15 protein-coding genes are annotated in these 13288 nt (G+C 46.4%); 7 read left to right on the plus strand and 8 right to left on the minus strand.

Translation table 11 applies throughout. The annotated features are described in order from the left end of the window. The first annotated feature begins 1 nt into the window (after position 1). Positions 2 to 841 (plus strand): ABC transporter ATP-binding protein, encoded by an 840-nt coding sequence (locus tag KBY68_RS03235; RefSeq protein ID WP_255095881.1) that lies wholly within the window; start codon positions 2 to 4, stop codon positions 839 to 841. On the opposite strand, the gene KBY68_RS03240 is transcribed toward KBY68_RS03235, so the two are convergent. Both KBY68_RS03240 and cynS read right to left on the minus strand, forming a co-directional pair. Beyond that, on the minus strand, positions 827 to 2947 hold the full coding sequence (locus KBY68_RS03240) for a molybdopterin oxidoreductase family protein (RefSeq protein ID WP_255095882.1): 2121 nt from the start codon (positions 2945 to 2947) through the stop codon (positions 827 to 829). The genes KBY68_RS03235 and KBY68_RS03240 overlap by 15 nt on opposite strands. Next, on the minus strand, positions 2944 to 3402 hold the full coding sequence (gene cynS, locus KBY68_RS03245; RefSeq protein WP_106500779.1) for a cyanase: 459 nt from the start codon (positions 3400 to 3402) through the stop codon (positions 2944 to 2946). Before cynS ends, KBY68_RS03240 begins: the two co-directional genes overlap by 4 nt. A gap of 30 nt (positions 3403 to 3432) precedes the next feature. On the opposite strand from cynS, the gene KBY68_RS03250 reads away from it, so the two are divergent. Both KBY68_RS03250 and KBY68_RS03255 read left to right on the plus strand, forming a co-directional pair. Continuing rightward, on the plus strand, positions 3433 to 4050 hold the full coding sequence (locus tag KBY68_RS03250; RefSeq protein ID WP_255095883.1) for a molybdenum cofactor guanylyltransferase: 618 nt from the start codon (positions 3433 to 3435) through the stop codon (positions 4048 to 4050). A 95-nt stretch (positions 4051 to 4145) separates the two neighbouring features. After that, positions 4146 to 5171: a GTP 3',8-cyclase MoaA gene (locus KBY68_RS03255; protein ID WP_255095884.1), complete on the plus strand. Its 1026-nt coding sequence runs from the start codon at positions 4146 to 4148 to the stop codon at positions 5169 to 5171. Between the two features lie 10 nt (positions 5172 to 5181). On the opposite strand, the gene KBY68_RS03260 is transcribed toward KBY68_RS03255, so the two are convergent. Beyond that, positions 5182 to 5925, minus strand: coding sequence for a sulfite exporter TauE/SafE family protein (locus KBY68_RS03260; protein ID WP_255095885.1), 744 nt, complete (start codon positions 5923 to 5925; stop codon positions 5182 to 5184). Continuing rightward, positions 5925 to 6425, minus strand: coding sequence for a molybdenum cofactor biosynthesis protein B (gene moaB / locus KBY68_RS03265; RefSeq protein WP_106500447.1), 501 nt, complete (start codon positions 6423 to 6425; stop codon positions 5925 to 5927). The genes KBY68_RS03260 and moaB overlap by 1 nt, the downstream gene beginning before the upstream one ends. 36 nt (positions 6426 to 6461) lie before the next feature. Here moaB and KBY68_RS03270 point away from each other — a divergent pair, with 36 nt between their 5' ends. Both KBY68_RS03270 and KBY68_RS03275 read left to right on the plus strand, forming a co-directional pair. Next, complete coding sequence (locus tag KBY68_RS03270) at positions 6462 to 6710, plus strand: MoaD/ThiS family protein (RefSeq protein WP_241537189.1); 249 nt, start codon at positions 6462 to 6464, stop codon at positions 6708 to 6710. Positions 6711 to 6728: 18 nt separating this feature from the next. Continuing rightward, the gene (locus KBY68_RS03275) at positions 6729 to 7184 is read left to right on the plus strand and encodes a molybdenum cofactor biosynthesis protein MoaE (protein WP_255095886.1); all 456 of its coding nucleotides are present in this window, start codon (positions 6729 to 6731) and stop codon (positions 7182 to 7184) included. Between the two features lie 27 nt (positions 7185 to 7211). On the opposite strand, the gene KBY68_RS03280 is transcribed toward KBY68_RS03275, so the two are convergent. The 3 genes from KBY68_RS03280 to KBY68_RS03290 all read right to left on the minus strand — a co-directional run bounded on the left by KBY68_RS03280 (position 7212) and on the right by KBY68_RS03290 (position 10502). After that, the gene (locus tag KBY68_RS03280) at positions 7212 to 8465 is read right to left on the minus strand and encodes a molybdopterin molybdotransferase MoeA (protein WP_106500450.1); all 1254 of its coding nucleotides are present in this window, start codon (positions 8463 to 8465) and stop codon (positions 7212 to 7214) included. Next, entirely contained in the window at positions 8458 to 8946 is a 489-nt protein-coding gene (gene moaC / locus KBY68_RS03285; protein ID WP_255095887.1) for a cyclic pyranopterin monophosphate synthase MoaC, read from the minus strand. The genes KBY68_RS03280 and moaC overlap by 8 nt, the downstream gene beginning before the upstream one ends. 77 nt (positions 8947 to 9023) lie before the next feature. Continuing rightward, positions 9024 to 10502 (minus strand): carbohydrate porin, encoded by a 1479-nt coding sequence (locus tag KBY68_RS03290; protein ID WP_255095888.1) that lies wholly within the window; start codon positions 10500 to 10502, stop codon positions 9024 to 9026. 128 nt (positions 10503 to 10630) lie between these two features. Here KBY68_RS03290 and guaD point away from each other — a divergent pair, with 128 nt between their 5' ends. Then, positions 10631 to 11890, plus strand: a complete 1260-nt coding sequence (gene guaD, locus KBY68_RS03295; RefSeq protein WP_390634978.1) for a guanine deaminase — start codon at positions 10631 to 10633, stop codon at positions 11888 to 11890. Beyond that, the gene (locus KBY68_RS03300) at positions 11859 to 12530 is read left to right on the plus strand and encodes a putative antibiotic biosynthesis monooxygenase (protein WP_255095890.1); all 672 of its coding nucleotides are present in this window, start codon (positions 11859 to 11861) and stop codon (positions 12528 to 12530) included. Before guaD ends, KBY68_RS03300 begins: the two co-directional genes overlap by 32 nt. Before the next feature lie 3 nt (positions 12531 to 12533). Here the strand turns inward: KBY68_RS03300 and KBY68_RS03305 are convergent, their stop codons facing one another. Beyond that, positions 12534 to 13223: a hypothetical protein gene (locus KBY68_RS03305; RefSeq protein WP_255095891.1), complete on the minus strand. Its 690-nt coding sequence runs from the start codon at positions 13221 to 13223 to the stop codon at positions 12534 to 12536. Positions 13224 to 13288 lie beyond the last annotated feature (65 nt).

A 13288-nucleotide genomic window follows, 5' to 3' on the forward strand; every position in this document is an offset into this window, starting at 1 on the left:
AATGAACACATCAATTCAAGGCAACACTGCATCAATCACTTCAACAAAAAGCCAAGGCAGACTAGTTGAGTTCCGCAATTTAGCAAAAACTTTTAGTTCGGAGAATGGCAACATTGAAGTTCTGAAAAACGTAAACCTTACAGTGCAAGCAGGGGAGTTTATCTGTGTGATTGGTCATTCAGGCTGCGGCAAGAGCACCCTATTAAACACATTATCTGGCTTTGAAAAACCCAGTTCTGGCGAAGTTTTAGTAGGGGGAGAATCGGTGGAGAGTCCTGGGCCAGACCGCATGGTGGTGTTTCAAAACTATGCCCTACTGCCTTGGAAAACAGCACTAAATAATGTTGCTCTGGGGCTTTATGCCACCAGGGAAACCGAACAGAAAAAGGAATTGCTCAAAGAAGCACAAGAAATGCTTGAAACAGTGGGGCTTGGTGATGCTTTTAATCGCCACCCGGGAGAATTAAGTGGTGGCATGCGCCAAAGGGTAGCCATCGCCCGGGCGATGGCAATAAAGCCACCGGTTTTGATAATGGATGAGCCCTTTGGTGCCCTTGATCCAATAACAAAAGAGGAATTACAAGAGGAATTACTTGCCCTGTGGCGGCAACAACGCTGTACGGTTTTGATGATTACCCATGATATTGATGAAGCTTTATTTCTTGCAGATCGAGTTGTGATGCTAACCAACGGCCCCGCCGCAACCATCGGTGAAATACTTGATATCCCTTTTAGCCGCCCCCGGAATCGCGAATCATTACTACATGATGATCGCTATGGCGAACTACGAAATAGGGCCCTAGATTTTTTATATGAGGGCGTAAATTTAATTAAGAGCTAATATTTTTACAGCCGCAGCCTTTAGTTCGGGTTGTTTTGAGTGGGGGCATGCCAATTCATGCATAAGCCGATTTGCCTCACAGGGGTTCGGTTGAGCAGCACCCCAGTGCAATGGCAAGAACACAGTGCCTGGCCGAATCCCTGCCGTTATCTGCACCTTCACAGTTATCTGCCCCCGTCGCGAAGATACTTGAACCCAACTGCCATCAACCACTCCAGCTTGCTCTGCATCCTTAGGATTCAACTCAAGTAAAGCCTCCGGATGTTGTTGCATCAAACGGGGCACCAAACCAGTGCGAGTTAATGTATGCCAATGGCCAAGATATCTACCAACTGTGAGAATCAAAGGGTAACTATTGCAAGGCGGTTCCCCTAGGCCAAAGGGTGTATCCCACAACAAGCGTGCCTTTCCTGTAGCCGTTGCAAATTTCCCATCGGCATAAAGTCTTTCCAAGCCACCACCTGGTGCTGTTCCCAGGGGAAACGGCCACTGCTGCGGACCAAATTCTGCCAATAGGCCGTGAGTTATCCCAGATAAATCACACAATCTACCAGCGGTAATTGCCGCAAATTCGTCAAATACTTCACTGCTGTTGGCATAACTAAAAGCAGCTGTAAATCCCAAACGTTTGCCTAACTCAGCAAAGATAAGCCAATCAGCCATTGCCTGCCCCGGAGGCTGCCTAAATGCTTGGCATAGGGTGAGCCTTCGCTCCGAATTAGTCATTACCCCCTCCTTTTCACTCCATTGGGCAGCGGGCAAGATGAGATGGGCGAACTCAGCTGTTTCCGTACCCCCATAGGCTTCACTTAACACCACAAAGTCGCAGTTCCTAAGCGCCGCTCGCACGCGATCTAAAGAGGGCAAACTAACTAATGGATTGGTGGCTGCCACCCACCAAAGCCCCAATTCACCACGCTCCATTGCCTCAACCTGTTGCCACACATGGCGGCCAGGCTGAGCTGATATCGCCCCTGAAGTTAATCCCCAGTGCCTTTCCAAACTGGCGCGATCTTGCTCATTTGAAACTGCGCGATAACCGGGCAATAAATGACTCAGGCCTCCCGCTTCCCTACCTCCCATTGCATTCGGTTGACCGGTAAGCGAGAAAGGCCCTGCCCCCAAACGGCCGATTTGGCCAGTTAGCAAATGCAAATTCACGATTGCACTAACCGTTGCGCTGCCATCAACACTTTGATTCACCCCCATCGACCAAGCACTTAAAACAGCAGCACTTGTGCCCCATAATTCAGCCAACTTACCTAGATCTGCCTCGCAAATTCCGCAAAGATCAGCAACCCGTTGGGGGGTCCAGGGTGGCAAATGTTTGCTAAATTCGCTGTAACCCTCCGTTGCTAATTCAATAAAACCTTTATCAAGCCAATCCTTTTGCACTAATATGTGGGCTATCCCATGCAATAGGGCTAGATCACTACCGGGTTTAATCGCTAAATGTAGATCAGCAGCAATTGCAGTGGCGGTGCAACGGGGATCCACAACAACGATCTTTAAACCATCTGGATCACGGCGCTTACGCTTCAACAAGCGTTGCCATAACACCGGATGACAATCAGCAGTATTAGTGCCAATCAATAACACTAAATTAGCGTGATCTAAGTCGTTATAACAACATGGAGGGCCGTCGGAACCTAGGCTGCGGCTGTAACCTGCCACGGCTGAACTCATGCATAGCCGAGAATTTGCATCAAAGTGATTGCAGCCTAAATAACCTTTAAATAGTTTCTGGGCTAGGTAATAGTCTTCGGTTAAAAATTGACCCGAGCCATAAACCGCCAAACCATCGGCACCCCATTTTTCCAGCACCACTTTGATGCGTTGCACAAGCAATTCAAATGCCTGCTCCCAGCTGATCGCCTGCAAAGGCTGATCCAACTGCGCTCGCCATAGGGGCTGAGTAAGCCGATTTTGATCAAGGGTTGCCGCAACAGTGGCACCTTTTATGCATACTTGCCCCAGTGATGAGGGGTGGCTGCGGTCGCCGCGGACAGACCATTGAGGAGATATTGAACCAACTTTTGGCGCCAATAGTTCTAGGCCACAACCAACGCCGCAATAGGGGCATTGGGCTTGAGCTTTTCTAATCACCACTTACGATAGGGCAAGAATTTACCATTCATAGTTACCACTACCCGATCACCATTGGAATCTTCTAAACGATTTACAGTGAGGCTAAAATCAATAGCAGACATAATCCCATCCCCAAACTTTTCTTGAATTACATCTTTCAATGGCATGCCATAAACTTGCATAATCTCGTAGAAACGATAAAGCAACGGGTCGGTGGGAATTACCGGATCTAGTCCACCCTTAACAGGAAAAGCCATAAGTTCGCAACTCATTTCAATTGAATTATCGTTTTTATCTAAACCCAAAGCTTCAAGTAATGCTTTTGCCTCCTGCTCAGATGCAGTTGCCTGGCCATAGATCAAGCTTGCTACCCACACCTCATCAACACCTAACATTTCGCCTAAATCAGCAAAACTTAAGCCAAGATTGCGTTTAGCCGCCAGCAAAGTAACCGTGAGCTGGGTTTGGGCCATGGCACACCAGAGATGAATCGAATTAATCCTATGAATTCGGAAGAGCCATCCCGGCAGCCGTTGCTACAAAATCCACCCCTGCGTTGCTGCCTACTGAGCGGAGGCAGCAGCCGTCGCATGGGGCAAGACAAGGCCCTATTGGCTCACCCTGAGGGAGGCACTTGGTTGGAGCGCAGCCTGAAACTGCTCGCTCAATTGCAGGCGCCAATCACATTGTTCAGTTGTCATCAAGCCCACCTGGAAATGGGCTCAACTATGGAGCTGGTAACTGCAATTCCAGAAGATCCCCCCTGGGAGGGCCCCCTGTTAGCTCTTCATCGGTTGATGCAGATCCACCCGGAGCAAACGTTGCTGCTGTGCCCCGTAGACATGCCTTACCTAACCTTCGGGGCGATCAACAGCTTGCTAGAGGAAGCTAAGCCAAAGCCAAATTCACTTGTTTTGGCCCATGATGGTCAACAACTGCAACCCCTCCTTGGCGTTTATCCGAGCAACGCTGCCATTAGCAAGAACCTAAACCAAACCATAAATACTGGTGAACGCAGCCTTATGGCCTGGCTAAAACAATTATCTAAACTAGTTGTGCTGCTCGATGCAAAGGCAATTCGCAATATCAACTATTCATCAGAAAATCACAACCTATTATGAATCCTGGCAATTACACCAAATCATGAGTGGCGTTGCACAATCGCTACCGCTAATTTTCGGCCTGGAGCACAGGTTAAGGCCAAGGATTTGACCCTATGACCCAATTAGACCAACATTGCAGACCGATTGGAGTTTTACGACTATCCCTTACGGCCCTTTGCAACCTTGCTTGTCCCTACTGCCTTCCAGATAGCAAAGAGCCATTGGGTTTAATCAATCTTGAGCAGCGCTTAAAAATAGTGAAAGCTGCCGTTGAACTTGGTGTTCACAGCTTGCGGCTAACGGGCGGTGAGCCACTGTTATATCCAGACCTTGAGGAACTGATAACCGCAATCAATCCACTACGAAATCAAGGCTTGAGCGACATAGCGCTAACTAGCAACGGATTCCTACTAAATGGCGAGCGGGCCCATCGCCTGCGCAAGGCAGGATTAAATCGGATCAGCCTTAGCCTTGATGGAACCACACCAGATTCAGTGGCTCGCATGGCTGGGATTAAACATGGCGAATTACATCTGGCCCAGGTGTTGGCAGCCATTGACCATGCCCGTTCAGCAGGCTTTGATCCAGCCAAAGGTGACCTAAAACTAAATGCTGTAATTGAAAAGGGAAAAAATGACAACCAATTGCTACCCCTGGCAGAATTAGCAAGAAACGAAGGTATTGAACTACGTCTTATTGAATACATGGATGTGGGTAACCGCAACGGCTGGCAGCCAGAAGCTGTTTTAACAAGTGCTGAAATGATTGCGGTTATAAATAAGCAATGGACCCTTGAACCACTTAAAAGGAAATCAGCCACCACAGCAAAGCGATGGAAATATACAGATGGCAAGGGCTATTTGGCAACTATAGCTTCTATTAGTGAACCTTTTTGCGGCGATTGCAACCGGCTTCGGGTAACTGCAAATGGCATTGCTTACACCTGTTTATTTGCAAGCCAAAATAGTGGCTTAGATTTACGTGATTACCTACAAGCAAACAGTTGTTCCGGCGACCTTAAAGAAGCAATTGGCAAACTTTGGGGTAATCGAAGCGATCGCTACAGCGAACAACGGGAGCAACAACTTAAAAGTGGTAGCCGTAAAGCACCAGCTGAGATGGCATTACTTGGTGGCTAATATAAGCTATTTAACTATACCAATGAATTCCCAAAAGCTTACAACCAGCAATAGCTAATACTAGCGCTAACGCATAACGAATCCATTTTACCGGCAAATAGGAGCTGCCTAAGCGCGATCCAATTGCCCCTGAAATAAAAACTACTGGAAGCCACAGAAGCATGGGTCCACGCAGCAACTCAGCGGCCGCAGTTGGCTTTGAAAGCAGCAAACCGGCAAAGCCAGCCAAGGAGTTAAGCAAAACAAATAAAACTGATACCGCTGCTGCTCCGCGGGTATTGCACCAACGGGTAAACAGTAATAGTGGCGTAAGAAATATGCCACCCCCAGTGCCTGTAAAACCCGCCAACAGGCCAAGTAATCCCCCAGCTAAAAACAATAATGGCAACCGCACATGTTTCAAATTGATAGGATCTTTTGGCTTTTCAACTAAACACAAGCCAGATAGCAAAAGAATAACACCAACAATTTTCTCAAACCATAATCCAGGCAAATTCAATGAGCCACCAATAAATGCAGCAGGAATACTGAGGCCATATAGGGCAGCAAACTTAGGTTCCGGGAAATGGCCAGCCCTTAAAAAATTCCAACAACCAACAGACGCAACTGCTATATTTAAAATAAGTGCAAGTGGTTTGATTAGTGTTGCTGAATAATTCGCTAAGGCAAATATAGCTATGTACCCCGTAGCACCCCCATGACCTACAGAAGCATAGAGGAAAGCAATGATGGCTAAAGCAAATGCAACTGCCATTAATGCTCAAGTAGCCGCGGCAGCAATTGAACCAAATTACAGGGCCTGGTATTTAGATCAAGCTGGGCAGCAATCAAGCGATCCCAGGCGGTAGTTACGGCATCAAGGGAACCGGGTAAAACAAAAATAAATGTGCCATTAGCAACACCTGCAACACACCTGCTTTGCAAACTACTAGTGCCTATAGTTTCAAAAGATAAAACCCTAAATAATTCACCAAAGCCATCAATTTTTTTATCAAGTAGTGGTATTACTGCCTCTGGAGTGCCATCACGCCCTGTTAAACCCGTGCCACCATTAGTAATAATAACTTGCACATCTTCATCAGCTATCCATCGGCTTACTACTGAGCGGATTTGGTAGCAATTATCAGGCGCCATGCAACGCTCAATTAGTTGATGGCCAGCCACCTCAAGGCGCTGCTGCAACAAATTACCGCTCTGATCATCTGCCAAACTACGGGTATCTGAAACCGTGAGTAGGGCAATGGCAAGGGCCATAGTTTTCCGGAAGCTGCAGCCATCCTGATGCACCCCATGGCAACTGATCAAATAAAAGTTTTGTTATTTGCTCGCCTAAGCGAACAAGCTGGCTGGCGGGAGCAAAATCTGCCCATCAGCAAACACTCCACTCCAGAAGCGATATGGCAGCAGTTAAAACTTGGGCCGCCTGGGGTTATGCCGGCCCAAGTGCGGATTGCCATCAATCAACAATTTGCTGCGCTTGATACGCCACTACATCCCGGCGATGAACTGGCCTTTATGCCAGCCATCAGTGGCGGCTAATCCCGTTATCTCAAATCCATGGCAGCTTTGAAGATCAACCTACGCAACGAGCGCTTTGAACCTCTTTTAGTGCTTGAGCAATGGCACCAAGTTCGCGCTGAGCAAGGGGAGTGCCCTGGGGCAGCCGAATGCATCTTCATCGGTCGCATGCGACCAAAGGCAAGCGATGGTTCGCCATTGGTTGCACTGGAATTAGAGCACTACCCAGGCATGAGCGAACAACAATTGCTGTTGCTATCAAGCAACTGTTGCAACCGCCATGGCGTTAACTCAGCCCTAGTCCAGCACCGTATTGGCAAGGTCTTGCCCCATGAAGCGATTGTGTTGATAGCCATCTGTGCAAATCAGCGGGGCGAAGCCCAACGCTGTTGCCAAGAATTATTGGAGGCGTTGAAACATGAAGCACCGTTTTGGAAGCGCGAATGGCGCGCCGATGGCAGTGCTGAATGGATTAATGGCAACACGCCCTTCTAAATAGAAAAATCACACAAGCTTGTGAATTCAGAAAATCGGCAGCCGCAGCAGCTGGGCCCAAAGCTTGCTGCCAGAGGGAATATCTGCAAGCTCAGCTGGTATTTCAAGCAATAGATCAGCGCCTACCAATGAACTAATCCGTGAAGATGCTTGGCTGCCCTCAACTAAAGCCCACAAGTTACCCTCGGAATCAAACTCCAACTTTGCCCTGGCAAGTTCAGGCCTACCAGCGTTTCGCCTTAACTGATGGGCCAAACGAACCTGCAGCCTTGGCAGGAGTTGCACATCTGAACCCTCCAGCTGCTGCAGGGCTGGCCACAGTAATTGGAGGGCGGTAACGGCAGCTGCCACCGGATTGCCTGGCAAGCCAAAAAATGGCACCAACTTGTTAGCAGCACTAAGGGTGCCAAAGGCAAAAGGACGCCCAGGTTTAAGGAAAAGCTTCCAAAAAGCCACCTCCCCTAGCTCACTTAAAAGCGGCCTTATCCAATCGCTGTCACCAGCGGAAACTCCACCAGTGCTCACAACTAAATCACAACTAGCAGCAAGATCTAAAAGAGCGGTGCGCAATGCATCGGGATGATCTGGCACAACCTGCGATATGGCAACTCCATAGCCAAGGCGTTCTAACAATGCAGTTAACAATGTGCTGTTTGATTCCCAGATAGCACCAGGCCAGCGATCTTCCCCCAAGGCCACCAACTCATCACCACTAACTAGTAGCCCTAGTTGCGGTTTGGCTCTCACGGTTAATTCAGCTATGCCGGCACTTGCCAAAAGGGCCAAATGTGCAACGCCCAAACGCACCCCAGCCGCAACTAAAAGCTCCCCTGCTGCTACATCTCCATCAGCAGCTCGAATCCATTGGCTTTGACTGGCCTCAGCAACTAGTTCCAAGTTGATGCCATCAGGGCTGCACTGCACCAACTCTTGGGGTAGAACCCGCTGGGCTCCAGCCGGCAAGGGAGCACCGGTGAGTATGCGCACAGCTTCTGCGGGTATCAGTTGCTGGCCATAGGGGGCTCCCGGTGCTGAACGGCCAACTAATTTCCAGGTTGTACCAATTACAGGCGGACTTGGATCGCCAATGGCGTAGCCATCCATGATTGAAGCCGCAAAACCGGGCAATGCTTCTGCGGCATGAACACCTTGGGCACTCACCCTTGCAAAACAAGCAGCTAATGGCAATTCAATAGTTGCCGTTATCGGTGCAATCCGCTCAAGAATTTTGCGCCTGGCTTCGTTAAGGGGTAAACCTTCCCGGGGAAAAGGTTCAGTCATTCACACTTGGATGCCGCCAGGCACCATGGCGACCGCCTTCCTTACTTAGCACCCGCACCCCACTAATTGTCATGGCTGGATCTAATGCCTTAACCATGTCGTAGAGAGTGAGTAAACCCACCTGCACTGCAGTGAGGGCCTCCATTTCCACACCAGTAGTGCCGGTGCAGCTGGCTACAACTTCAATCCGCAGGCCAGCGCCATCTTCTGCAGGATTTATTGCCACCTCGATACCGGTTAATGCAATGGGGTGACAAAGAGGTATCAATTCCCAAGTGCGTTTAGCGGCTTGAATCGCTGCCACCCGGGCCACCGCTAACACATCACCCTTTTTTGTTTTGCCAGCAATTACAAGCTGCACCAACTCAGGTGCCATGCCTATGAAACCCTCCGCTGTTGCCGTGCGGCAACTACTAAGGCGGTTGCTTATATCAACCATGTGCACCTCACCAGCTGCATTCAAATGCGATAGTTCGCCCATTAGTAATGACCTATACTAGTCATAAGTGTTAGGAAAATAGTGTACTCTACCATAAATCAAACCAATCCAAGAAATACTCAGAATAAAAATACAAGCTGCATCAACGCACTGGTGGATGGAGCAGCAGCCTCCTTTTTGCCAACTAACGGCAAAACCGTGATAGACGGCGTAAGATATACATTACCTGCTAAATGCAATTGGGCGTAAGCCTGAACCATCAACTCAGAATCATTTAATTGATCATAAAGAAAAGCCTGATTATTAATCTTTGCCCAAGAGGCTCCAAGACCAAAGGAATCTAAAGGCCTTGATTTCATCGGAGCAAATATAGATAAGCCTCCACCTATAGAGCTTGTAAAAAGGTTTGTGTTAGCAGGGCTCCAGCCGAGTTGAAGAAATCCAGATATACCACTCCCGTCCTTGGGATATCTAAAATTAATTAACCTTTGCTGGGCAATTAGATAGGTTCCATAAGCATTGGTTTCATTAAGGCAACTGACAGTACTTTTTTCTGAACAAATGCTTAGCGGCCCCCCCTGGCGCCAAAGACCGATACCCATGGCCCCCGGCTTTAATTTTGAACCGATTCTCCAGGTTGAGCCAAGCTCTCCAATCAAAAATAATGAACCAGATAAGCTTGGCAAAGCCATACCCGTTTGCATAGCTGGGGAGATGCCGCTTCCACCACGCCCATCAAAAATACCAAATTTCAAATAACTAGATTTATTCCATATTTTTGGGTTTATGTTAATCGATGCGCCCAATGCAGAATTGGGATATCCAGGCAATCGCCCCAAAAGAACAGGCATAGCGTAAGGAGGAGTATAAGTTAAAGATGTAATTGCTGGCAAAGAGTACAAAGACTTTTTATTTACAGCTATAGGTATAACAACATTAGCAAAATCAATACTTGGGATTAGCTTGCCGAACAACAAAGTAGCTTGATCATCGAACAAAGATTGAGCAAAAACATAATCATATAATTCAGTTCGATCAAAAGGAGGAGGGGTAAGAGTACTATTAGATCCCTGCAAACTACCTGAGCGATAGGAGGCCTTATTTGCATTAACCTGAAGGGCCTGTACCCACACCCTTGCCCCCTTCCATCCCACAAATTTCTCTAGATCAAGATGAAGATTAAGTAAAATTTGTTGTGCAAGGCCAGGATCATTTTCAACATTCAAACCGCCACCGAGTTGAGCAGAAGCATTACCCAACCAAATACCGCCCAATCGCCAAGCTGAATCAGCTGGAATTCCAAGCCATTCTCCCAATTCACCAGTACCCGGAATTGCCTCAACCCTTGCGGGGCTGCCCGATAATCCCAAACTAGAAAGATCGATCAAACTAGAATTAGGGCCTTGATCATTTGGCTGGGCTCGAGCAAAGCTTGCCGCAAATATTTCAAAAAAGGATAATATTGTAACTAACGTGCAATTTAATACGCTCGCCCCGCAAAAATATCTACTTGTATTAGCCATCACTTCAAACAGGAGCAACCCACATATCCTAATCAATACCCAATCACATTCAAGCAAGGAATCTGCAGAAAACATAAAGCCTGGGATAGCAGCCGGACTTTTTAGCTAAAGTAAATGAATATCAATTGAATCCACAGATGAACAGTCTAAGTACTAATTCAGTTAATTCTCCCGTAGCCCACTGTTCATCTATTTTTCACCTAATAGATGATCCCAGGCTCACAAAAGATTCCTACGTTTTTATTGATAATGGCATGCTTGTTGTTGAAAATGGAATAATAATTGCAGTCGGAGAAAGAAATGAAATTGAACCAACACTAGCTGTTGATTGCATAATAGTTGAGCATCCAAATACAATTATCACCCCGGGTTTCTTTGATTTACACATTCATTTTCCACAACTAACAACAGTTGCTTTCTATGGAGAACAGCTTCTCGGCTGGTTGAATGGCATTATTCCAGAAGAAGAGATTTACAAGAATCCTGAAATCGCTGCGGAGCGTGCAAAAATATTTTTAAAAGAAACCCTCAGGGCTGGAACAACCACCATGTGCGCCTATGGTTCATGGGCAAAGGAATCCGTTGATGCATTATTCAGCGAAGCGGAACGGTTAAATCTTCGCCTAATTGCTGGCAAGGTGATGGCTGATCGCAATATGCCTGATGGCATATCGATCACCAACCCAAAAGATGATTACGAGCATTCAAGCGAACTTATTGAAAAATGGCACGGACGGGCCAGGCTTGCCTATGCAGTAACGCCTCGCTTTGCAATAAGTTGCACCCCAGAGGATTTAAAAGTAGCAGGGAATCTAATGAAAGAAAATCCAGGAATCTATATGCAAACCCATCTTAGCGAAAATCCAAAAGAAATAAGTTTTACTTTAGAACTATTCCCAGGGCGTAAAAGCTATCTTGATGTTTATGATCACTATGGGCTTGTTAATGAACGCAGTATATTTGGCCATTGCATTCATCTCGATGACGATGACTTCAAAAGAGTCAGTGAAACTGGAGCTGTATTATGTCCAAACCCTCCCTCAAACATGTTTCTAGGTAGTGGTTTATTCAAATTTGAAAAGGCTAAAGAATACGGCATTAGAATGGGAATGGGGACAGACTTTGGAGCGGGGAATACCTTTTCAATGCTTCAATCTATGGAAAATGCCTACAAAACTGCCCAGCTTCAAGGCTATTCCCTTTCACCATTTGAAGCCTTCTACCATGCCACTCTTGGCGGTGCTAGAGCACTTTCTATAGATAATAAAGTGGGCAATTTTGAAATTGGTAAAGAAGCTGATTTTGTTGTGCTGGATGCTTGCTGCACCCCATTTATTTCGTGGAGAATGGAACATGCCAAAACACCTCTGGAAAAGTTATTTGTTTTAATGATGCTTGGTGATGATAGGGCTGTTAAGCATACATACGTTTATGGAAACCCAGTGCATTCCCGCGACAGCTGAAATGACAAATACTAATCAACCAGATGGTTTATTTATTTACACCATCAAAAATGATATTGCTCAAGCTAAACTGGAAGGTTTCAAATCACTGCAGAATAACTTGGATCAAGCAGCAAGAGAATTTGAAGGCTATTTAGGCCAAGAGCTAACCTATGAACAAAGCGATCAAGGTTTAATTTGCATAGTAAAAATTAGATTTACAAGTTTGGAGCTATGCTTAGCTTGGTTAGATAGCAGAATTCGAAGAAAATTATTGAGTGAGGCTGAGGCAAGTATGGGATATGAGTACAAATCTGCTATTGATCGCAAATCATTTGACCAATGGATCTCCACTAAGTCAAGCAAAAAAATATCTACCTGGAAAATAAACCTACTTGTTTGGCTCGCACTGTATCCATCGGTAATGCTGTTGATTATTATCAGTAAATCAACCATTGGGCAACTCAGCTTGCCATTAAATATGTTAATTAGCAATGCTATAACAGTTGCCTTAACCGGCTGGTTTTTTGTTCCCTGGTTGAGCAACATCTATCAACCGTGGCTCGAAGGTGAATCAAAGCGCTTTGAAATTTTAGGCACTATTTCTATATTAATACTACTATGGATATCATATGTTATTTTCACAGCTATTCTCAAATAATATCTAGCTCGCCCATTGCAAAGCAGCAACTAACATTGCATTAGGTGCAAGTACTCCATTATTTGTTTGTGCTAAATCAAGGCAATTATTAACGATTAAAAAAGCATCACCTCCCGCAGGCCCTAAGGCATAGGCGGCTGGAATCCAAACCCCTGCAGTATTTGCAGCTGCCAATAAAATCCTGCTTACGCTTGCAACAGCGGTGGGCTGCAAATAAACCAGCGCTGGAACGCTATTATCAGGCTGAATATTTCGATAGAAGCTACTTTCTAGGCCCTCCACGGGCTCAAGCCTATTTAAAAAAGATGGCGACCCATAAGCCGAACAATTTGGACCGCTATCGGCACATTGAGCCATACTTCCATCTGTTTTAACAGCAATCTCGGCCCGCTTCCAGTTTGCCGGTAAGCGCATAGTTTTCTTCGCCATGCGCTTCTGTAACTGATCAGGAGTAACAGCCATTAAAGCTTGCGTTTCTGCCTGATCGATCAAGATGGTGAGAGTTTGCTGAGCTTGAAGAAATTGGGCTGCATTTTTAGTGGGATCAGGCACACTGAAATGGCCTTGGCGATCACGAAATGATGGTATTAAAGCTGCTATTCCCTCCGGACTGGAAAAGCTCGTTTCCAAACCGGTAAACGAACCATTGGCAAATGCCGCTGTTGGTGTTAACAACAGTAGCGTTATAACCAATAACGAGCTTATATAAGACAACATAAACACAATCCCACGTTGTAATGCTCAATATTTTAGCAGAA

Source organism: Synechococcus lacustris Maggiore-St4-Slac, assembly GCF_024345595.1.
Taxonomy (GTDB): Bacteria; Cyanobacteriota; Cyanobacteriia; order PCC-6307; family Cyanobiaceae; genus Synechococcus_D; species Synechococcus_D lacustris.

Excerpts from the sequence above, each read along its gene's own strand:
- KBY68_RS03260 (WP_255095885.1), bottom strand. The coding sequence starts at position 5,925 with ATGGCAGTTGCATTTGCTTTAGCCATCATTGCTTTCCTCTATGCTTCT.
- KBY68_RS03290 (WP_255095888.1), bottom strand. The coding sequence starts at position 10,502 with ATGTTTTCTGCAGATTCCTTGCTTGAATGTGATTGGGTATTGATTAGG.
- cynS (WP_106500779.1), bottom strand. The coding sequence starts at position 3,402 with ATGGCCCAAACCCAGCTCACGGTTACTTTGCTGGCGGCTAAACGCAAT.
- KBY68_RS03270 (WP_241537189.1), top strand. The coding sequence starts at position 6,462 with ATGGCAACTGATCAAATAAAAGTTTTGTTATTTGCTCGCCTAAGCGAA.
- KBY68_RS03275 (WP_255095886.1), top strand. The coding sequence starts at position 6,729 with ATGGCAGCTTTGAAGATCAACCTACGCAACGAGCGCTTTGAACCTCTT.
- KBY68_RS03255 (WP_255095884.1), top strand. The coding sequence starts at position 4,146 with ATGACCCAATTAGACCAACATTGCAGACCGATTGGAGTTTTACGACTA.
- moaB (WP_106500447.1), bottom strand. The coding sequence starts at position 6,425 with ATGGCCCTTGCCATTGCCCTACTCACGGTTTCAGATACCCGTAGTTTG.
- KBY68_RS03250 (WP_255095883.1), top strand. The coding sequence starts at position 3,433 with ATGAATTCGGAAGAGCCATCCCGGCAGCCGTTGCTACAAAATCCACCC.
- moaC (WP_255095887.1), bottom strand. The coding sequence starts at position 8,946 with ATGGGCGAACTATCGCATTTGAATGCAGCTGGTGAGGTGCACATGGTT.
- KBY68_RS03235 (WP_255095881.1), top strand. The coding sequence starts at position 2 with ATGAACACATCAATTCAAGGCAACACTGCATCAATCACTTCAACAAAA.
- KBY68_RS03300 (WP_255095890.1), top strand. The coding sequence starts at position 11,859 with ATGGAAACCCAGTGCATTCCCGCGACAGCTGAAATGACAAATACTAAT.
- KBY68_RS03280 (WP_106500450.1), bottom strand. The coding sequence starts at position 8,465 with ATGACTGAACCTTTTCCCCGGGAAGGTTTACCCCTTAACGAAGCCAGG.